Here is a 19,009-nt window from a genome sequence, read left to right on the forward strand (position 1 = left end):
CTTATCAGCGGCTGGATCGCTTCGGCAGCTTCGGCAATTTGCTCGGGTCGAACTTCGGCAGCGGCAGATCCGGCGGCGGCTCGGGCGGCACGTCGTGGCTCGGCATCAGCGTCACCTCGAAAGCGAGATCAGGCACGGCATCCGCCCTGCCCGTGCAGGTCGCGATCGCGCCGTTGAAGGCACCCTCGAGCCGCACCACGAGATCGTCGGTGCCGAACACGGTCGCATGACCTGCGGAATGCCGCCTGGTGGTGAGAACCGCGGAGAAGTGTTCGCCGTCGACCTCATAGGTGCCGCTGTAGAGCATGATGGCGTCGCTGCCCCACAGCCTGCCGTCGGCCACGTGCACGATGCCGGTGCCGTCCGCGAGCGACGTGCGAAACCACGCCGCATAGGTGCCGTTCTTGAGCATGGAGCCTGTCTCCACCTGCTCCGTTTCACCACGGACGATCTGGGCACCGTTGCGTTAACAGCGGATGAAGGAACCGTGCCCTGCGCTCATTGGCCGTCGATCTGCCGGCCCATGATGGCGATCGCCTTCTGATAGACCCCTGCCGCGTTCCATGCCTCGATCGCCGCGAAATTGGGTTCCCCGGGCTGATAACCGGCGCCGGCGCGCCAGCCATTGGCGCGCAGGAAGTTCGCCGTCGAGGCCAGCGCATTGGCGGCGACGTCGAGGTTGCCGACACCATAGGCCAGCACGTTCTTCGGCATGAACTGGGTCTGACCGATCTCGCCATGCATCGAACCGCGCGTGCTGCCGGAGAGGCTGCCGCGATCGATCAGCTTCAGCGCGGCATAGAGCTGCTCGGTGAAGAACTCCGGACGACGGCAGTCATAGGCAAGGGTTGCGATCGACGACAGCATGTTCTGGTTGCCGCGCTGGCTGCCGAAGCCGCTCTCCATGCCCCAGATGGCGATCAGCGGTCCCGGCGGCACGCCGTAGCGCTGCTGGATCGAGGCGAACATCGCGGCCTGCGACTGCTTCAGCGAACGGCCGCGCGCCACGATGGTCGCAGAACCGCGCTTGGCCATGAACTGCTCGAGCGAGAGGCCGAAGCTGCGCTGGCCGCGATCCGCGGCGATCGTCGCGCTGGCGTAATGCGACTGCATCAGCGCGTCGATCGCGGTGGCGCCGACGCCCTTGGCCCTCGCCTCGCCGGAAAATTGCTCCTTCCAGGCTTCGAACCCGCCGGGCCCGTTGCCGCACTGCGCCGCTTTCGCCTCCGTGCCCAGCGTTGCAACCATCACGACGATGGCGAGCGCCGACGCCGCAATCTGCCAGCCCCTGATCATCCGAAACCTCCTCCGCAAAATGTGCCGCCGCCCCGGCGGGCGCGGCGCTGACGATGGCCTGATGTAGATGACCCGGCGATGAACGATTCGCCTCAGATTCGGCCGCGAACCGTCACGATATGTCGCCTGCGGCGGATTGGCCATCCCGGCTGGCGGCCCGGATGGCTCCGCATTCACAGCCGCCGTCCCGGCGAAAGCCGGGACCCATACTCCGCGGCGGATATTGTGAGTGGGATTTGTCGTTCCGGCGTCGCTCACCAACAACCATTCGTGGTTATGGGTCCCTGCTCCCGTGCGCAAGTGCGCACTAGGCAGGGACGACACCGAATGTGTTGCACGGCCAGCAGATCAGGACGACTGCGGCTGGCGGATTGAACTGAGGTCGGCATCGTCGCGACGCATGCCGATCAAGGCACGTCGCCTCGCCTGATCGGACCAACGCTCTGCGGCCGGTTAAGGAAGAACTCGCGGTTGCCGAGCGCGGCCTCGGCATACTGGTCGATCGCCACGATGATCGCCTGCACGTGCTGAAAGCACCAGCCTTCCCGCGTCGCCATGTGCCGGACGTCGGCCAGCGCCTTGATCCAGGGCGCGTGATCATCGCTGTCGTGGAAATACCGAAGCGGCTCTCTCATCTTTCCTCCGGCAGATCACGTCTTCGAGCTCGGCGCGCTTGCGCGACAGCAACAGCTGTGCGGATGCGCTGTCGCGGCCGGCCCGCCTGAGCTGAATCACCGATGAATCGAGTGCGCGCAATTCGGCGCGCAGCTGTTGCATCCTGACCGCGTCGTCACGCACGCGCTTCGCCGGCGACCAGCTCTCGCTTCGCCGCGCGAAGGAAGATCGGTGCCGCGGCGCGCCGGCGCGGGGCAACGCTTGCATGCACGACGATCGGCTCGCGATCACCCAGTCTGCCCCGCTCCTCGACCAGACGGCTCATCACCAGGCGCATCTTCAGGAGGTCGCCGGCGACGAAGGCGCAGTCCTCATCCCGGTTGATCTGCTGGCGCATGATGGCTTCGGCCTCGAGCATGCTGACGCGCAGCGCCCTGATCTGCCTGCGAATTTCGCTGATGCGGTTGTCCATGGCGACCTCCAATTCACGGTGGAGGGCAATTAGAACAAAACAAGAACATCAAGTCAAGCGATTAAGTCAGGCGGGTGGAATCACCGGTCGTCGTCATCCGAACGCGAGCGGCCAGTTCCTGCTGCAGGAACCGGCGTGCTCAGCAAATCAACGCGGCAATGTCGGACATGACGCCGGATCATCGCGAGGATCACCGCGACGGTGAGCGAGCGCGTCGCGACAGAGCGTCACAGCCGGCGGCCTCATTCGTTTGCACCTGGACAAACAGCCGACACATGGTTGTGGAACAGTCCGCCATTAGAACTTGTCTACTCAAGTAGACAAATTAAAATGGAGTCGATTCTGTTTCGACATTTGCGCAGTCCATGACCAAGTCTTCCAAATTGGTTGCCGCCAAGCGCGGCAAGGTTCTTCTGGTTCGACGCCGATCTGACGGGCTGTGGATGTTCCCCGGCGGCCGCAGGCGTGCGCGCGAGACCGGCAAGGATTGTCTGAAGCGCGAGATCAAGGAAGAGCTGCCGAAGCTCAAGCTCGGCCGGCTCAGCCTCTGGAAGGAAGTGACGGCCAAGAACAAGCGTTCGGGCCGCAGGATGAGCGATGCGATCTTCATCGCCAAGAACGCCAAGGGACGGCTGGCGATCGGCGACAAGAAGGAGATCGATCGCGCCGCCTGGCAGAAGCCGCGCGGCCTTCGCATGACGGCGACCTCGCGCTACATCCGCGATCGGCTGTTTCCGAGATAGTAGCCGCGGCCGCGATAGACGGCACGCTGTCGACCACACTCCCATTGCAGACGCTGCTGTCGCGCTTGTTTTGGTTTCGCCCAGACCGCTGGTTCCACCAAGGGAACACCGTACTGATCCGGATTTCTGCAGAGACAGGACGGTCGTAATACAAACCCTGCCGGCAATTGCCATTCTTTACAGAGCATTTTTTCACGGCTGAGTTTTTACGGATCTATTGCGACCGGCAGAAAAGGGCCGCCCATGCGACGGCCCTTTTCGATTCAAGGCCCGTGTTGGTGAGACGGCATCAATACCGGCGACAACAGCCATTCCCTCATCGAGGATACTCGCCCCATCCAACAATAAGGCCGCCAACTGGCGGCCTCATTTTTGAGTGGCCCCAGCACCTTTGGGGGCCTGGGAGGCAGGTGCTGGGGCCATCTACCGGCCCGGGTGGCGCAGTCGGGCCAGGTGGGACGTTCATCAAATCAAAAGAGCAACGGCAACCATTGCGATCGGGCAAAGTCCCAATACGACGATGCCCGCTCGGAAAATAATTTCGGACATGACATGCGCCCTTCAATGGGGACACGGAGGCTATGCCTCCGCGGGAACCACGGAAAGTGCAGTTTGTGCCAACCTTCCCCTCCCCCGTAGTTCTGCGGCTTCATGCCTCAAGGCGGGATCGCGCCGGCAAGGCACGCGCCAGGGCGGAGTCGTTCAGATCGTAAAACTCATGCGCGAGCTTGCCGAAGGTCGCCGAACAGCACGACCGTTTGGCACGCCATGCTGATTTCTTGAGCTTCGCATGACATCGACGCGTGCTAGGAATGACGTGATCGGTCCGTACCGGACCACGTCGTCAGCCAGAATATTGTCGGAATGACCTTCCCCTCCAACCGCCACAGGCGGTTATTCAAGATTGTCTCCACGCGCTGGCAGCGCCGCGCCATCTTCCTGCTCGGTGGCATTGCGGTCGGTGCGGCGGCGGTCGCGCTGGCACAGCTCGCCGATCTCGCACAGATCGCCTTCTCCGCGCTGGTGTCGCATCTCCGTTATGCCGCGCTGCTGTTGACGCCCGCCGGCTTCGCCCTCTCGGTCTTCCTGACCAACCGCTTCTTTCAGAACGCGCAAGGCAGCGGCATCCCGCAGGCCATCGCCGCCCGCAACCTGACCGACCAGACCGCGCGCGAGAGCCTGGTTTCGCTGCGCATTGCGGTCGGCAAGATCCTGCTGACGCTGCTCGGCCTGCTCTGCGGCGCCTCGGTCGGACGCGAGGGGCCGACGGTGCAGATCGGCGCGTCGATCATGTTCGCGCTCGGCCGCTTCTCGCCCCGCCGTCAACCCGGCCTGATCCTCGCCGGCGCGGCCGCGGGTGTCGCGGCAGCCTTCAACACGCCGCTGGCCGGGATCGTGTTCGGCATCGAGGAAATGAGTCGCGCCTTCGAGACGCGAACCTCCAGCCTGATCATCGGCGCGGTCATCGCCGCCGGCCTGACGTCGCTCGCGCTGATGGGCAACTACACGTATTTCGGCACCAGCGCGACGGGCTTGCGCAATGGCCTCGACTGGCTGGCGGTGCCGCTCTGCGGCGTGGCTGGAGGCCTTGCCGGCGGCCTGTTCAGCCGCATCCTGATCGTCATGGCGCGCGGATTCGCCAATCCGGTCGGACGCGCGATCAAGCGCTATCCGGTCGGCTTTGCCGCGGTCTGCGGATTGGCGGCCGCGATTTGCGGGATCGCCTCGGACGGTGCGATCTACGGCACCGGCTATCAGCAGGTCAAAGCCGCGCTCGAGGCCGGATCGCAACTGCCCGAGAGCTTCAGCGTCTGGAAATTCCTCGCGACCATCTTTGCCTCGATCAGCGGCATGCCGGGCGGCATCTTCGCGCCCTCGCTCGCGGTCGGCGCCGGAATAGGCTCCAACATCGCGCCGCTGTTTCACGGCGCGCCGCTGCCGGCCATCATGCTGCTCGGCATGGTGTCCTATTTCGCCGGCGTGGTTCAGGCCCCGATCACGGCTTTCGTGATCGTCACCGAGATGACCGACAACCACGCGATGGTCGTGCCGCTGATGGCCGCGGCCTTGATCGCCAATGCGAGTTCGAAGCTGATCTGCAAGGAGGGCGTCTATCACGCCCTCGCCAAGGGATTCATCGAGCGCGCTTCGTCACCGCAGAGGACGACGCCGGTCTGACCTAGCGGACCAATCTGCTTTCAGCCGTTGTAGGCAAACAGCTCGATCGGCTCGCTGAAGCCGCGCACCGCATGCTCGCCGACATGTTCGAGCGCGAAATCGTGCTCGACAAGATCGGCAAAGGCGCGCGACAGCAGCACCTTCTTCTTCAGCTGCTTGGTGAGGGTTTCGAGCCGCGACGCCATGTTCACCGCAGGACCGATCACGGTGAAGTCGAGCCGGCTGCGCGATCCGATATTGCCGTACATGACGTCGCCGACATGGACGCCGATGCCGTAATTCATCGGTGCCCTGCCCATCATGCTGTTCTTTTCGCTCAGCTCCGCCATCGCCACCCGCGCCTCGGACACGGCGTGCAGGAGATTGGCGCAGGCCCGGGGTTCGCTGAGCGGGAAGATCGCGAGCAGCCCGTCGCCGATGAATTTCAGGATCTCGCCGCCATGCCGCGCAATCGGCTCCGACATCGCGTCGAAATAGTCGTTCAGCAGATCGATCACGTCATCGCGCGGCCAGCTATCCGAGATGCGGGTGAAATCTCTGAGGTCGCAGATCATGATCGCGGCGCGGACCGTCGTGCCGCTGCCGCGCCGCGTCGCGCCGGCCAGGATCATCTCGCCGGCATGGGTGCCGACATAGGTCTCGAGCAGCGTCCGCGCCAGGCGGTTCTTCATCCGGATCTCGCTGACCAGCGCCAGCACCGGTAGCACCTTCTTCAGGCTGGCGATGTGGGCGTCATCGAAACCGCCGGGACGGTCGGTCGCAAAGGTCACGACATGCCGCTTGCCGAGCGTATGCAGCAGCGCCCACGCCACATAGTCGGTCAGGCCCTGCGCCCGCATCTCGTCATAGAGCGCGTGCTGTCGGCCACCCGCGCGTTCGAGCCGCTCGCGGACTTCGCTGGCACCCTCCTGGATCTCGTAGACGGAGCTGCCGATATATTCCGAACGCTCCCTGACCTCGTAGTCGACCCGCGTGATCTCGGCCTCGCGCTTGCCGTCGGTCCAGATGATCCGGGCGCCGAGCCACTGCGGATGCTGGATCAGCAGATTCATCGTCGCCCGCTTGATCGGGATGCCCGCGTTCTGCAACCGGAGGCACAGCTCGGCGAAGATGTTGTCGATGAAGCGCTGGTCACGCGTCTCGTTGGTCAGCCAGGCCACGACGTCGCCGTCGGACTGCGGCGTGACGGGCTCGATATTGGGGGCGTTCATGGCTGGCTCCGAAGCGGCGGTTGGCAGGCGATATGTCGTGGTTCCGCCCGGCAACGTCAACGCTACCAGCGGTAATGTGATCGGGCGGGTCGAGCGCTGCGTAGCCGGGGTCATTCGGCCCTCCCCGGCGGTTTTCACTCCCGCTTAACACATGATCGCGCCGGCCTAGCTCAACTGGTTAGCGATCGATTAATTGCAGCGCGCGGACGTTGCATTGTGAGCACACTGCGCTTGGTTTCACCCGGGGAACGATAAGCTTCATTTGTCAGGTCACAGTGAGTCACATAGCGTAACACATATCCGCTGCCGGCGAAGGTTTGCCGGAATGCAACCTGCCGGGCAGCGGCAAGAACAAAGGGCTGAGCGCCATGCGCGAATGCATCGGGGCTGCGACGAAACCGCGACACGTTGGTGACAATCCACTCGATCCGCACCGGACTGCCTCGACGGCCCGCACGCGCGCGCACTTCCAGCGCCTGCTGCTGCTGAACGTATCGGTCGCCGCACTCTCCGCACTGATGCCGGGCTCGGCCGCGGCGCAGAGCTGGACCGGTGCCACCAGCAATGACTGGACGGTGGGCTCGAACTGGTCCGGCGGCACGGCCCCGGTCGCCGGTGGGGCCGCTAACATTGTGCCGGGTTCAAACGTCGTTCTCGGCGTGAATCCCGGTGCCACCGGTACGGCTGCCTCGTTGAATGTTCGCGACTTGGCCGGAGGCGCGACCAATCTCACGATCCAAAACGGCAGCACGTTGACGATGACCGGCACCGCCGCGATCGGCGATGTCGCAGGTGGCACTGCCACCGTCACCGTGACGGGGGCCGGCACCCGGTGGAACGCCGGCACGATCTCCCTGTTCGCTGGCGCCACGAGCGTGCTCAACATTACGGACGGCGCGACCGTCTCCGTCACAAGCAGAATCATCGTGGGCAGTCCGGCTGGCGCCGGCTCAGCCACCCTCAACGTCAGCAACGCGACGGTGGAGAATCACGGCGCTGGTATCTCGGTCGGCAACGCGCACGGCCGGGTGAATTTTGACAACGCCATTTTCCGCGCGCTCATCAATACCACCGCCGTATCAACCGGAACGGCCGCCCAGAACAATATTGCTGCGGGTGGACTGACCATCGATAACAACGGGTTTCTCATCCTCCAAGCGAACGGCTTTAGCGGCGTCGGCGGATTGACCAAGACCGGCGCCGGGATATTCAGATTCGGTGGCGCCGGCAGCAGCTACACCGGCGAAACGGTGATCCAGCAGGGCACACTCCAACTGTCTGCCCTCGCCGGCTCCGGCAATGGCGTTGCCAGTTCGAGCCGCGTGGTTGACAACGCAATCTTCGATCTTTCGTTCATGTCTGACCCCAACGCGCACATCCAGAGCCTCGCCGGCAGCAGCGCGGGCAGCGTCACGCTGGGCACCAAGGACCTGATCATCACCAATGCGAACGATACGTTCGCTGGCACGATCAGCGGCACCGGCGGATTGCAGCTCACGGGCGGCACGCAGGCGCTATCCGGCGTGCAGACCTATAGCGGCGCGACCACCATCACGGCCGGCACGCTGGCACTGACCGGCGCTGGCGATATTTCCGCCTCCAGCCAGGTGATCGCGAACGGCACGTTCAGCATCGCCGGCCTCACCAGTGCGGGCACCAGCATCCAGCGGCTGTCCGGCACAGGCAGCGTCGATCTCGGCGCCAGGACGCTGACGCTGACCGCGGCGAACGACACCTTCGCCGGCGTGATCGGCGGCAGTGGCGGACTGACGCTCGCCGGCGGCACCGAGGCGCTGTCCGGCGCCAACACTTATGGCGGGGTAACAACGATCTCCGCAGGCACGCTGGCGCTGACCGGCACCGGGTCGATCAGCAATTCCAGCCATGTGGTGGCGAATTCGGTGTTCGACATCTCCGGCCTCACCAGTGCCGGCACCAGCATCCAGAGCCTTGCCGGCACCGGCAGCGTCGCGCTCGGCGGCAAGACGCTGACCATCACCAATGGCAGCGACAATTTTGCAGGCAAGATCGGCGGCACCGGCGGGCTCGCGGTCTCTGGCGGCACGCAGACGCTGTCCGGCGTCAACACCTATAGCGGCGCGACCACGGTCACATCAGGCACGCTGCAAGCCGGCGCGGCCAATGCCTTCAGCGCCGCGTCGGCCGCGACAGTGGGCACAGGCGGCACCTTCGACCTCAACGGCTTCAACCAGACCATGGGCGCGCTCAGCAATGCCGGCACCATCAGGTTTGGCGCCACGCCCGGCACGACGCTGACAGTTGCCGGCAATTATGCCGGCAATGGCGGCACGCTGCTGTTCAACACGGTGCTCGGCGGCGACGGCTCGGCGACCGATCGCCTCATTGCGGGCAGCACATCGGGCACCTCGACGGTCCGGATCGCCAATGCCGGCGGCGGCGGCGCGCAGACCGTCAATGGCATCAAGCTGATCGACGTCACCGGCGCCTCCAACGGCACATTCGCGCTGGCCGGCAACTACTCGCTGCAAGGGCAGCAGGCGATCGTCGCCGGCGCCTATGCCTATACGTTGCAGAAGAACGGCGTTTCGACGCCGACCGACGGCGACTGGTATCTGCGCTCCACCCTGGTGCCCTCAAGCGACCCGACCGCGCCGACACCGGCGGGCGTGCCCGCAGGTCCGCTGTATCAGCCCGGCGTGCCGCTGTACGAGAACTACGCCCAGGTGCTGCTCGGCATGAACGCGCTGCCCTCGATGCAGGAGCGCGTCGGCAACCGCTACTGGGGCGGCAACGGCAACCCGAGCGAGGCGATGGCGCGGATGGGCGTGACGCCCGCGGCGACATCAGACAGCTCATGGACGCAATCGGCATTCTGGGGCCGCGTCGAGGGCGGGCAAACCAGCCTGCGGCCGTCGAACACGACGGGCTCGACCACCAACAGCGACGACTTCAAGGCGCAGGCCGGGCTCGACGGTCTCGCGCTCGAGAACAATTATGGCCGCCTGATCGTCAGCCTCACGCTCCAATACGGCCTGACCACGGCTTACGTGAACTCGTTCTTCGGCAACGGCCGGATCCGCGCTGAAGGCACCGGCGTCGGCGCCACCGCCACCTGGTACGGCGACAACGGCATCTACATCGACGGCCAGATGCAGACCATGTTCTATCGCGGCGACCTCACCTCCGACCTCGTCGGCAGCATGGCCCATGGCAATGAAGGCCTCGGCTATGCGTTCAGTGTCGAAGGCGGCAAGCGATACACCATCGGCAACGGCTTCACGCTGACCCCGCAGGCGCAGCTCGCCTACTCCAAGGTCGACTTCGACGGGTTCGCCGACCGCTTCGGCGCGCTGGTCTCGCTGACCAATGCCGACAGCCTGCTCGGCCGCGTCGGCCTCTCGCTCAATCACCAGAAGAGCTGGGGCGACGGCGGCCGCTCCGACCTCTACGCGATCGGCAATCTGCATTACGAATTCCTCGACGGCACCAACGTCGCGGTCGCAGGCACCAGCTTCGCCAGCGCCAACGACCGCCTCTGGGGCAGCATCGGCGGCGGCGGCAGCTACAGCTGGGCGGGCGGGCGCTACACATTGTTCGGCGAGGCGACCTATCGCGCCAGCCTGCAGGATGCGTCGGCCAATTACAGCTACAAGGGCAGCGCGGGATTCCGCGTGGTGTGGTGAGGCCGGAGCGCAATGAGATTGAGTTGAGTTCGAGCGGCAACGGCGCTGCGCCTCCTCGCCCCGTTCTTACGGGGAGAGGGTTGGGGTGAGGGGCCGTCTCCGCATCGACGTTGATAGCGGCGTCTACGGAAGCTCCCCCTCACCCGGATTGCATCTCCGATGCAATCCGACCTCTCCCCGGACGCGGGGCGAGGTGAAGCGGAGCCTACCCGCCCAACCTATCCACCTCGGCCTTGCCGGCCTTCATGACCAGCGGGATCTGCTCGCCCTGGCCGAGCAGGCATGACACGTCGCGCAGCGGATTGCCTTCCACCACCAGCAGGTCCGCGAACGCCTCCGGCGCGATCCGGCCAAGCTTGCCTTCCATGCCGAGCACCTCGGCGCCGATGATGGTCGCGCTGGCGATCACCGCCTGCGGACCGAGCAGTTCGGCGCGGATCCGGAATTCGTCGCTCTGCAATCGCTGCGACGGCCCGAGCAGGTCGGAGCCATACCCCATCTTGACGCCGGCCTCGCGGTAGATCGCGAGCGAGCGCAAGCCGGCATCGCGCACGTCGGCGATCTTGGCGACGCTCGCGGCAGGCAGGCCGTATTTCGCGCCTTCGTTGGCCAATGCCTCGTAAGTGACCAACGTCGGCACCGCATAGGCGCCCTTCTCGGCCATCAGCCGCGCGGTCGGCAGGTCGACCAGATTGCCGTGCTCGATGGTGCGCACGCCGCAGCGGATTGCGCGCTCGATCGCCTCGGCGGTGTAGGCATGGGCCAGCACATAGGTGTGACGCGCCTTCGCCTCGGCGACGATGGCGCGGATCTCGTCCTCGGAGTAGCCGTAGGCGCCGATCGGATCGGTCGGCGACGCGACGCCGCCGGAGGCCATGATCTTGATCTGGTCGGCGCCCATCTGCAGCTCCTCGCGCACCGCCTTGCGCACTGCATCGACACCGTCGACGACGCGCGCGATGGCGCCGACCCGCACGCAGCAGGAGCAGGTCGGGTCGGCCAGATAGTCCGAGCGGGCGCGCCCGTCGCCGTGCCCGCCGGTCTGGCTCAGCGCCCGGCCGGAGACGAACAGCCGCGGACCATCGGTCAGGCCGGTGTCGATCGCCTGCTTCAGCGCATAGCCGGCGCCGCCGGCATCGCGGACGGTGGTGAAGCCGCGCTTCAGCATGCCACGCAACAGCATGGTCGAGCGCAGCGTCACCAGCACGTTGGCCATCCGGGCCTGCTGCGAGAGATCAAGCTCGACCGCGACCGCATGCACATGCAGGTCGATCAGGCCGGGCATCAGGGTCTTGCCCTTGAGGTCGATGACGCGATCGGCTGATGCCTCGATCGGCCGGTCGGAGACCTCCTTGATCAGCCGATCCTCGACCAGTACGTGATGGCCTTCGAGCAGATCGGAGCGCAGCGGGTCGAGCAGCGCGGCATTCTTGAAGAGGATGCTTGTCATAAAGGTCTCCTGTCAGCGCGCAGCTCGAATGATCACGCGGTTTCGCTTGCGATGTCTTCCAGCGATCGGCCGCGGGTCGGCACGCCCATCAGCACGACGGTCAGCGCGCCGATCAACAGCACGCTCGTGGTGACGCCGAACACGCCGGCAAAGCCGAAATTCGGATAGAGGTAACCGACCAGGATGGGTGCTGCGATCGCGCCGATACGGCCGATCGCGGATGCGAGCCCTGCCCCCGTGGTCCGGATCGATGTCGGGAACACCTCGGCCGTGTAGGCATAGACGCCCGCATAGGTGCCGTTCATGAAGAACGACAGCAGCAGGCCGGCCGTCATGATCTGCCCGTCGCTGGACGCAAAGGCGAGCCCGAGCGCGCTGATGCCGCCGAACAGCATGTAGGTCGCGATCGTCGCCTGCCGTCCGATCCGCTCGTTGAAAAACGCGGCGGTGAAATAGCCCGGCACCTGCGCGCAATACATCGCGAGCGAATAGCCAAAGCTCTTGGTGATGCTCATGCCGTTTTGCACCAGCAGGCCCGGAATCCAGACGAAGAAAGAGTAATAGCTGAAGGTGATCGACAGCCACATGATCCATGTCATGGTGGTGATGCGGGCCTGGCGGCCGGCGAGCAGCGCGGCAAAATTGCTCAGCAGCGTGCCGGACGAGACGGCAGGTGCAGCCGGCTCCACGACGGGAGGCGGCAGCACGCGGCCCTCGCGCGCGAAGCTGGCCTCGACCTTGTCGAGCACCGCCTCGGCTTCCTTCTCCCTGCCGCGGCTTTCCAGCCAGCGCGGCGATTCCGGCAGCGATCTCCGCCACCACAGCAGCATCACGACCGGCACCGCGGTGATGACGAGCACGATGCGCCAGCCGTTCTCATAAGCCGGCACGATGAAATAGCCGAGCAGAGCGGCGGCGACGAAGCCGAACGAGAAGAAGCCCGCCAGCGCGCCGGTGAAAGCACCGCGGTAACGCCGCGCCACGAACTCGGCGAGATACGGCGCGATGATCGCGCTCTCAGCGCCGGTGCCCATGCCGGCGACGACGCGCGCGGCAAAGAACGCCGGCCAGCTATCCACCGCCGCGCTGACCAGCGAGGCCACGCTGTAGAGCGCCAGCGCCGACATCATCACCGCGCGGCGGCCGATCAGGTCGCCCAGCGTCCCCGCCAGCAGCGCGCCGAACAGATAGCCGACGAAGGTGCTGCTGCCGAGCACGCCGGTCTCGACATTGGTCAGGCTCCAGGCGGTGCGCAACACCGGCAGGATGAACGCCAGCACCGCGGCATCCATCGCGTCGAACAGATAGCCGAGGCCACCCATCAGCAGCAGGTGCACATGAAAACGCGCGAATGGCAGGCGCTCGATGCGCGCCGAAATCATCGACATGAAATAGCCCCCCTCCGCCCCGCGGTCGGCACGCGCCACGGGGTCAGCGAGGGGAATGATAGACAAATCAATATTATGGGAATAATTTATAATTATTATCTGGTACATCACCCCTGTGAATATTGCCCGTGTCCTTCCGCACCCTCGACCTCAATCTGCTGAAAGTCTTCGAGGCGCTGATGACCGAGGGCAGCGTGACGCGCGCCGCGAGCGCGCTGACGATGACCCAGCCCGCGGTCAGCAACGCGCTTGCAAGGCTGCGCGACGCGCTCGGCGATCCCCTGTTCGTGCGCACGGCGAGCGGCATCCGCCCGACGCAGCGCGCGGTGGCGCTGTGGCAGCCAATCGGCGATGCGCTGGAGCACGTTCGCCACGCACTCGACGAGGACGCGTTCGATCCGCGGCGCACCGAGGCTGAATTCAGCCTGTCGATGTCGGACTACGTGTCCTCGCTGGTGATGCCGCGGCTGCTCAACCGCTTCGGCGAGGTGGCGCCTTCCGCGCGCATCCATACGCTGCCCAATACCATCCTCGAGATCGGCGACCGCCTCGAGGACAACCGGGTCGATTGCGTGCTGAGCGTCTATGTCAACGAGGCGCAGCAACCGCCGGCCGCGATCCGCTCTCGCTCGCTGTGGACCGTGGAGTATGCCTGCATGATGCGGCGGGATCATCCGCTGGCGAACGGGAAGCGGCTCAGCGCGCGCAGCTTTCTCAACGCCAAGCATGTCGATGTCAGCCTCGCCGGCAAGACGCTGCCGACCTACGACCAGTTCCTCGCCTCGCGCGGCCTGTCGCGCAACCTGGTCACGACAGTCAATCACTACAATGCCGCCTACGAGATCGTGCGCCAGTCGGACCTGATCGCGGTGCTGCCGCGCGATCTCAGCGCGCAGACCCGCCACGCACCGCATCTGCACGCGATGCCGGTCCCGCTGCCGGCGCCGCCGCGCATCGTCAGCCTGTTTTGGCACCAGCGTAACGACACGGTTCCCGCGCAGCGCTGGCTGCGCGAGACCCTGGTGGAGCTGTTTGCGCGGATGGAGTGAACCGGCGCAAGGCGTGCCTCTGTCAGGTCGATGTGGGCGCAGGCTCGATCGACGCTACGTCTGCGGCCGGTGACGGGACGCTTCGCGCCAACGGACGCCCAAACAGCCGATGCAGCACAAGATAGCTCGCCATCGCAACGCCGATGCCCGTGAGCCAGGACAGGTCCACCCCGCCGGTCGCCAACGCCAGCGGGCCTTGCATCGCCTTGATGGTGCCCATCTGGAAGGCCCACGCCGCTGCGAAGCCGGCGGCAAAGGCGATCAGCCCGGCCCAGTTGAAGTCACGATCCTGGTCCGGCTCCACGTAGAGCGACGCGACATCGATCCGGCCGCGTCGCACCAAATAAAAGTCGGCGAGCGTGACCCCGGCCCATGGGCTGATCCAGACGATCAAGGCGACCATGAAATTGTCGAAGGAGTGAGCAAAATCGCCCGACTGCAGGAAGCCGTAGAGGATCGCGGTGGCGATCAGGCCGGAGACCACCGAGATCACCCAGCGCGGCCGTCGCAGATCGAGCGCGAGCGACGACAGCGCCGCCGAATAGATCACGACGATATTGGTCGCGATCGGACCATGGAGCAGAACCAGCAACACCGGAAGCGCCATCGTGCCGAACGCTGCGATGATCAGCTTCGACGGATCGGACCCGGCGCCGCCGGATGCAATGGCAGCGCCAAGGAACGCGAGCCAGACGGTCGGCAGGAACATGCCGAGGAAGGTCGCCCGAAACACCTTGGCCGCGCCGAGCGCGGGCCTGGTGAAGCGCGTATAGTCGGACGCATAGGTGAGCCATGAGATGCCCCAGCCGATGCCGATTGCGGTCATCAATTGCGTCGCCGCGGCGAAGGCCGGCATACCGATCACGGTCGCAGACTGCCATTTGATATCGACGTGCAGGAACGCGAGCACGGTCATGGCGGCCATGATCAGCAGGATGACCGGCATGGTGTAGCGCTCGAACACCTTGATGGCATTGAAGCCCCAGGCCGCGATGCCGACCTGAAACAGCATCACCAGCACCGCGATCGCGTATTTGAGCTCGACGCCGCCGCCGATCCCCATCCGCTCGAGCGCCGCCATGCAGAGGTCGAGCACGATCCAGGTGTTGATCGCGACCCACCCCATCGGCATCAGCACCTGCGCCAGTGCCGGCAGATAGGCGCCACGGCGGCCGAACGCCAGCCGACCCAGCACCATCTGCGGCACGCCGGTGCGATGTCCCATAAGGCAGAACGCGCCAAACAGCGCAGCGCCGAACAGATTGCCGACCACGATGACGGCAAGCGTTTGCAGCAGGCTGAGGCCGAGCTGGATGCCGAGCGCGCCCAGCACCCAGTTGATCGGCGCGATGTTCGCGCCGGTCCAGATCCAGAACTGATCGAACGATGACGATGTGCGATGCGCCGCCGGCACCGGCTCAATTCCGTGGGCGTCGAAGCCGGCCTCATCCTGTGCCGGAAGCTGTGTCTGCTTGAGCAACATGTTTCCCCCGTTGTCCGGCGCATTGGTTTGCGCCGGGATGGGACATCTGAGCAGCAGGCGGCTGCGAGGTGATAATGAGAAATCCTCAAGCCGGGTTGAGACGACATCGAGAGTGAAGCCTGCGTGCTGAATAGTGACAGATCGTGTCGTAATCGGGCTCGCACGGCGCGTCACCATGGCGCGCAGCTTCACTGTTGAGATTTTCTCAACTCACTTGCCGGATTCGTCAATCACGCCGCAGGCGGCACTCGGTCATTGTGGAGCCGACGCATTGCTCCCAATCAGCCGAGGCCAGGGATGACGACACTTCTGCATATCGATGCCAGTCCGCGCGGCGACCGTTCGGTCAGCCGAAAACTCTCCAGGTCGTTTGTCGAGCACTGGCTGACGCACGAGCCCGGCGCAACGATCATCTCGCGCGATGTCGGCCGCACCCCGCCGCCCCTCATCACGGAGGCCTGGGTGGCCGCCGCCTTCACCGCGCCCGGCGATCGCACGGCGGAGCAGCACGACGAGCTTCGCCTCTCCGACGAACTGATCGACGAACTCGACCGCGCCAATGTGATCGTGATCGGGGCGCCGATGCACAATTACGGCATGCCGGCAGCGCTAAAGTCATGGTTCGACAAGGTGATCCGCATCGGCAGGACCTTCAGCTTCGATCTCGCACGCGGCGACTTTCCGCTCGAGCCGATCATGCGCGGCAAGACGCTGGTGGTATTGAGCTCGCGCGGCGAATTCGGCTTCGGCCCCGGCGGGGTGCGGGAAACGATGAATCATCTGGAGACCCACATCTTCACCTGCGCCCACTATCTTGGGGTGCAGGAAAGCCATCTGATCGCGGTCGACTACCAGGAGTTCAACGACGAACGCTACCGGCGGTCGGTCGCCGATGCCTTTGCGGCAATTCCGATGCTGGTCCGGCAGTGTCTTGGAATCGACGGGCCTGTTAATGTCGCAGCAGAATGATGCACCCCGGCCTGCCGGCCGCACGAGGATGATCCAATGATGATGATCCAATGATAAAGAATCCCATCCCCTGGCCGAACGGCGCGCGTTGCGCCTGTGCGATCACGTTCGACGTCGATGCCGACAGTCTGATCCACATCGCCCGCCCGAAGGACTCGTTCGACCGGCTCTATCCGATCACGATGGGACGATACGGACCGACCGTCGGCGTGCCGCGCATCCTTGAGACCTATCGGCGCCTCGGCCTGAAACAGTCGTTCTTCATGCCGGCCTGGACCATGCAGCGCTATCCGGATGCGGTGGAGGCGATCCTGAGGGATGGCCACGAGATCGGCCATCACGGCTATATCCATGAGGATCCGACGGAGATTTCCTCGGCGGCGCAGCGCGAGGCCTTCGAGCGCGCGCTCGGCATTCATGTCGCGATGACCGGGCGCAAGCCCCGCGGCTACCGCGCGCCGGTCTATAATGCCAACCAGGCCACGATCGACCTCCTGATCGAGCACGGCTTCGTCTACGATTCGTCGCTGATGGCCGACGACATCCCCTACCAGATGCGCACCGCGCGCGGATCGCTCTACGAGATGCCGCCGCATTGGGGATCGGACGATTGGCCGCCTTTCGCCCATTACGCCGAGATCGGCTACATGATGCCGGTCAAATCGCCGAGCGAAGGCCTTGCCGGCTCCTTCGAGGAGTTCGAGGCGGCCTATGAGGCCGGCGGATTCTGGATGGGGATCTGGCACCCGTTTCTGACCGGCCGGCTCGCCCGCTGGCGCGTCGTGGAGCGCTGGCTCGAGCGGATCGTTGCCGAGCGCAAGGTGTGGTTCGCATCGCTCGAGGAAATCGCCGCGCATGTCGACGGCCTGCTCAAGACGGGCACCTATCAGGTCAGGGTCGAGACCCTGCCTTATTTCACGCAGCCCGTGTCATGATCTGCTGCGGGGCGGTGCGGAATGCGGTTGCCTCTCCGCGCAGCCAATCGACGAACGCCGTCACCGATTTGCGCCGGGCAGTGCCGGGCGCATCCACCAGCCGATAGGCGAATCCCGGAAGCGCGGGGCCGTCGAGCCGGCGTAGCGTGCCCTCGCGCAATTGCTCGTCCACCAGCGCATCACTGCACAGCAGAGGTCCGAGCCCGCGCTCCGCGGCATACAACGCCAACGGCTCCTCGCTGTACCAGGAGATCCGGAACTCGCGGCCGAGATCATGATCGGAGCCCGCGAGCCACGAGGACCACGCAGGCGAATCCAACGCGGCGTTCTTCCAGCGGAAGGCTAACAGCGATCGTGTGCGGAGGTCGTCAATGGAGAGGCGACCATTCGGCGGACAGATTGCGCTCGCCGCAACGGCAATATAGCGGTCGTTGAACAGCACCGATTTTTCACCGGCGCGGTCAACGCGTCCGTAACGGATCGCCAGATCGACGCCGTCGGAGCCCGGCGTCCTGATCTCTTCGGTCGCATCGATGTGGACGACGAGATCAGGAAACGCCGCGTTGAAGCCGGCGAGCCGCGGCATCAGCCAGCGTTCGGCAAAGGCCCGCGTGGTCGAAACGGTGATCGCATCGCCGTCGGCCGGCGGCCGGATCGCGGCAAACGCGCTCGCCATGCGGTCGAAGCCGTCGCGCAGCAACGGGAACACCGCGTGGCCGTCCGCGGTCAGCACCACCGCGCGACCCGAGCGCTCGAACAGTCTGTGTCCCAGAATTGCTTCGAGTTGACGAACCTGGTGGCTGATCGCCGTCACCGTGACACAGAGTTCATTGGCGGCAGCGGTGAAGCTTTCGTGGCGCGCGGCGGCTTCGAACGCGCGGACGGCATTGAGCGGCGGCAGCTTGCGCATAATTGGTTCTCCGCAGGACCGGGCCCTGCATCAAGCAATCAGGAAGTGTGCGTCGGTCGGCCGCATGTCGTTCACCGGCACCATGTCTTGCGGACAGGCGGAGAACACGATGACCAGATCCATCTCGGCGCGCAGCGCCACATACTGCCCGGCCTCGCTGACGGGAGATCTGAAGTCGAGCTTTCCGCCGTCGGTTACGGGGACGTTCATGAACAGGTTCAACGGAGCCGGCGTCACCGCAGCCGACAGGCCGACCGCCTCGAGCGCTTGCGCCAGATTCTGTGTGCAATTGGCATGATGGCCGACCGCACCGAGCTGGCGATAGCGGTGAATGTCGCAGGCCGCGATCAGCGTGTCGTGGATTCCCGGCGTCGTGTCGGCGACGAAAGTAAGGATCGCGCGTCGCCTGTTGGTCGTCATCGTGTCGCCCACGCGCGGAATGAGGCGCAGCATCGACGCACGGCTATGCTCCATCGACATGAACTCGTCGGTGTCGCGGGCATTGAAGGCCCAGGTGTCGACGACCTGCTTGCCGTGGGTGTTGACGACCGTGACGGTCTCTCCCGCATCCACGCGAGCCGCCACGCCATTGCGTGCAGGAATCAGACGCGCACGGGTCAGATCGATGGTTGTTGCGGTCACGTG

The 19,009-nt window shown here is 65.1% G+C and carries 17 protein-coding genes; 6 read left to right on the plus strand and 11 right to left on the minus strand.

The features are described 5' to 3' along the window. Positions 1–4: 4 nt before the first annotated feature. From JQ616_RS13255 to JQ616_RS13275, 5 genes are all read right to left on the minus strand, one after another. The gene (locus tag JQ616_RS13255) at positions 5–412 is read right to left on the minus strand and encodes a hypothetical protein (protein WP_212015021.1); all 408 of its coding nucleotides are present in this window, start codon (positions 410–412) and stop codon (positions 5–7) included. 86 nt (positions 413–498) lie between these two features. Continuing rightward, on the minus strand, positions 499–1,248 hold the full coding sequence (locus tag JQ616_RS13260) for a lytic murein transglycosylase (protein WP_433995976.1): 750 nt from the start codon (positions 1,246–1,248) through the stop codon (positions 499–501). Between the two features lie 455 nt (positions 1,249–1,703). Continuing rightward, positions 1,704–1,931, minus strand: coding sequence for a hypothetical protein (locus tag JQ616_RS13265; protein ID WP_212015024.1), 228 nt, complete (start codon positions 1,929–1,931; stop codon positions 1,704–1,706). Further along, positions 1,894–2,094, minus strand: a complete 201-nt coding sequence (locus JQ616_RS13270) for a hypothetical protein (RefSeq protein ID WP_349629989.1) — start codon at positions 2,092–2,094, stop codon at positions 1,894–1,896. The genes JQ616_RS13265 and JQ616_RS13270 overlap by 38 nt, the downstream gene beginning before the upstream one ends. Then, a complete protein-coding gene (locus JQ616_RS13275; RefSeq protein ID WP_212015025.1) occupies positions 2,087–2,383 on the minus strand; it encodes a hypothetical protein in 297 nt (98 codons plus the stop codon). Before JQ616_RS13275 ends, JQ616_RS13270 begins: the two co-directional genes overlap by 8 nt. 365 nt (positions 2,384–2,748) lie before the next feature. On the opposite strand from JQ616_RS13275, the gene JQ616_RS13280 reads away from it, so the two are divergent. Next, positions 2,749–3,126 (plus strand): NUDIX hydrolase, encoded by a 378-nt coding sequence (locus JQ616_RS13280; protein WP_212015026.1) that lies wholly within the window; start codon positions 2,749–2,751, stop codon positions 3,124–3,126. Positions 3,127–3,990: 864 nt separating this feature from the next. Then, positions 3,991–5,304 carry a chloride channel protein gene (locus tag JQ616_RS13285; RefSeq protein WP_212015027.1) on the plus strand — a complete coding sequence of 438 codons (1,314 nt, stop codon included), beginning with the start codon at positions 3,991–3,993 and terminating at the stop codon, positions 5,302–5,304. Positions 5,305–5,324: 20 nt separating this feature from the next. Here the strand turns inward: JQ616_RS13285 and JQ616_RS13290 are convergent, their stop codons facing one another. Beyond that, positions 5,325–6,515 carry an adenylate/guanylate cyclase domain-containing protein gene (locus JQ616_RS13290; protein WP_212015028.1) on the minus strand — a complete coding sequence of 397 codons (1,191 nt, stop codon included), beginning with the start codon at positions 6,513–6,515 and terminating at the stop codon, positions 5,325–5,327. Between the two features lie 368 nt (positions 6,516–6,883). Here JQ616_RS13290 and JQ616_RS13295 point away from each other — a divergent pair, with 368 nt between their 5' ends. Beyond that, positions 6,884–10,180: an autotransporter outer membrane beta-barrel domain-containing protein gene (locus JQ616_RS13295; RefSeq protein WP_212015029.1), complete on the plus strand. Its 3,297-nt coding sequence runs from the start codon at positions 6,884–6,886 to the stop codon at positions 10,178–10,180. Positions 10,181–10,385: 205 nt separating this feature from the next. Here JQ616_RS13295 and JQ616_RS13300 read toward each other — a convergent pair whose 3' ends face one another. Next, complete coding sequence (locus JQ616_RS13300; protein ID WP_212015030.1) at positions 10,386–11,630, minus strand: metal-dependent hydrolase family protein; 1,245 nt, start codon at positions 11,628–11,630, stop codon at positions 10,386–10,388. Between the two features lie 32 nt (positions 11,631–11,662). Beyond that, positions 11,663–13,018, minus strand: a complete 1,356-nt coding sequence (locus JQ616_RS13305; RefSeq protein ID WP_212015032.1) for an MFS transporter — start codon at positions 13,016–13,018, stop codon at positions 11,663–11,665. A 122-nt stretch (positions 13,019–13,140) separates the two neighbouring features. On the opposite strand from JQ616_RS13305, the gene JQ616_RS13310 reads away from it, so the two are divergent. Then, the gene (locus JQ616_RS13310) at positions 13,141–14,067 is read left to right on the plus strand and encodes a LysR family transcriptional regulator (protein ID WP_212015033.1); all 927 of its coding nucleotides are present in this window, start codon (positions 13,141–13,143) and stop codon (positions 14,065–14,067) included. Positions 14,068–14,089: 22 nt separating this feature from the next. Here the strand turns inward: JQ616_RS13310 and JQ616_RS13315 are convergent, their stop codons facing one another. Next, positions 14,090–15,550: a purine-cytosine permease family protein gene (locus JQ616_RS13315; protein WP_212015036.1), complete on the minus strand. Its 1,461-nt coding sequence runs from the start codon at positions 15,548–15,550 to the stop codon at positions 14,090–14,092. A 297-nt stretch (positions 15,551–15,847) separates the two neighbouring features. Between JQ616_RS13315 and JQ616_RS13320 the strand changes: the two genes are divergently transcribed. Together JQ616_RS13320 and JQ616_RS13325 are read left to right on the plus strand one after the other, a co-directional pair. Next, a complete protein-coding gene (locus JQ616_RS13320; protein WP_212015038.1) occupies positions 15,848–16,519 on the plus strand; it encodes an FMN-dependent NADH-azoreductase in 672 nt (223 codons plus the stop codon). Positions 16,520–16,569: 50 nt separating this feature from the next. Beyond that, positions 16,570–17,454: a polysaccharide deacetylase family protein gene (locus tag JQ616_RS13325; RefSeq protein ID WP_212015040.1), complete on the plus strand. Its 885-nt coding sequence runs from the start codon at positions 16,570–16,572 to the stop codon at positions 17,452–17,454. On the opposite strand, the gene JQ616_RS13330 is transcribed toward JQ616_RS13325, so the two are convergent. Together JQ616_RS13330 and JQ616_RS13335 are read right to left on the minus strand one after the other, a co-directional pair. Continuing rightward, entirely contained in the window at positions 17,435–18,364 is a 930-nt protein-coding gene (locus tag JQ616_RS13330) for a LysR substrate-binding domain-containing protein (protein WP_212015042.1), read from the minus strand. The two genes, JQ616_RS13325 and JQ616_RS13330, sit on opposite strands and share 20 nt — an antisense overlap. Positions 18,365–18,394: 30 nt before the next feature. Next, the gene (locus tag JQ616_RS13335; protein WP_212015043.1) at positions 18,395–19,006 is read right to left on the minus strand and encodes a DUF1989 domain-containing protein; all 612 of its coding nucleotides are present in this window, start codon (positions 19,004–19,006) and stop codon (positions 18,395–18,397) included. Positions 19,007–19,009: the final 3 nt, after the last annotated feature.

The sequence above is a fragment of the Bradyrhizobium tropiciagri genome (assembly GCF_018130545.1).
GTDB classification, from domain to species: Bacteria; Pseudomonadota; Alphaproteobacteria; order Rhizobiales; family Xanthobacteraceae; genus Bradyrhizobium; species Bradyrhizobium tropiciagri_A.

What these genes read in the sequence shown, in the direction of transcription:
- JQ616_RS13330 (WP_212015042.1), bottom strand. Translation starts at nt 18,364, where the DNA reads ATGCGCAAGCTGCCGCCGCTCAATGCCGTCCGCGCGTTCGAAGCCGCC.
- JQ616_RS13290 (WP_212015028.1), bottom strand. Translation starts at nt 6,515, where the DNA reads ATGAACGCCCCCAATATCGAGCCCGTCACGCCGCAGTCCGACGGCGAC.
- JQ616_RS13260 (WP_433995976.1), bottom strand. Translation starts at nt 1,248, where the DNA reads ATGGTTGCAACGCTGGGCACGGAGGCGAAAGCGGCGCAGTGCGGCAAC.
- JQ616_RS13275 (WP_212015025.1), bottom strand. Translation starts at nt 2,383, where the DNA reads ATGGACAACCGCATCAGCGAAATTCGCAGGCAGATCAGGGCGCTGCGC.
- JQ616_RS13320 (WP_212015038.1), top strand. Translation starts at nt 15,848, where the DNA reads ATGACGACACTTCTGCATATCGATGCCAGTCCGCGCGGCGACCGTTCG.
- JQ616_RS13305 (WP_212015032.1), bottom strand. Translation starts at nt 13,018, where the DNA reads ATGTCGATGATTTCGGCGCGCATCGAGCGCCTGCCATTCGCGCGTTTT.
- JQ616_RS13265 (WP_212015024.1), bottom strand. Translation starts at nt 1,931, where the DNA reads ATGAGAGAGCCGCTTCGGTATTTCCACGACAGCGATGATCACGCGCCC.
- JQ616_RS13295 (WP_212015029.1), top strand. Translation starts at nt 6,884, where the DNA reads ATGCGCGAATGCATCGGGGCTGCGACGAAACCGCGACACGTTGGTGAC.
- JQ616_RS13315 (WP_212015036.1), bottom strand. Translation starts at nt 15,550, where the DNA reads ATGTTGCTCAAGCAGACACAGCTTCCGGCACAGGATGAGGCCGGCTTC.
- JQ616_RS13255 (WP_212015021.1), bottom strand. Translation starts at nt 412, where the DNA reads ATGCTCAAGAACGGCACCTATGCGGCGTGGTTTCGCACGTCGCTCGCG.
- JQ616_RS13285 (WP_212015027.1), top strand. Translation starts at nt 3,991, where the DNA reads ATGACCTTCCCCTCCAACCGCCACAGGCGGTTATTCAAGATTGTCTCC.
- JQ616_RS13325 (WP_212015040.1), top strand. Translation starts at nt 16,570, where the DNA reads ATGATAAAGAATCCCATCCCCTGGCCGAACGGCGCGCGTTGCGCCTGT.
- JQ616_RS13300 (WP_212015030.1), bottom strand. Translation starts at nt 11,630, where the DNA reads ATGACAAGCATCCTCTTCAAGAATGCCGCGCTGCTCGACCCGCTGCGC.
- JQ616_RS13280 (WP_212015026.1), top strand. Translation starts at nt 2,749, where the DNA reads ATGACCAAGTCTTCCAAATTGGTTGCCGCCAAGCGCGGCAAGGTTCTT.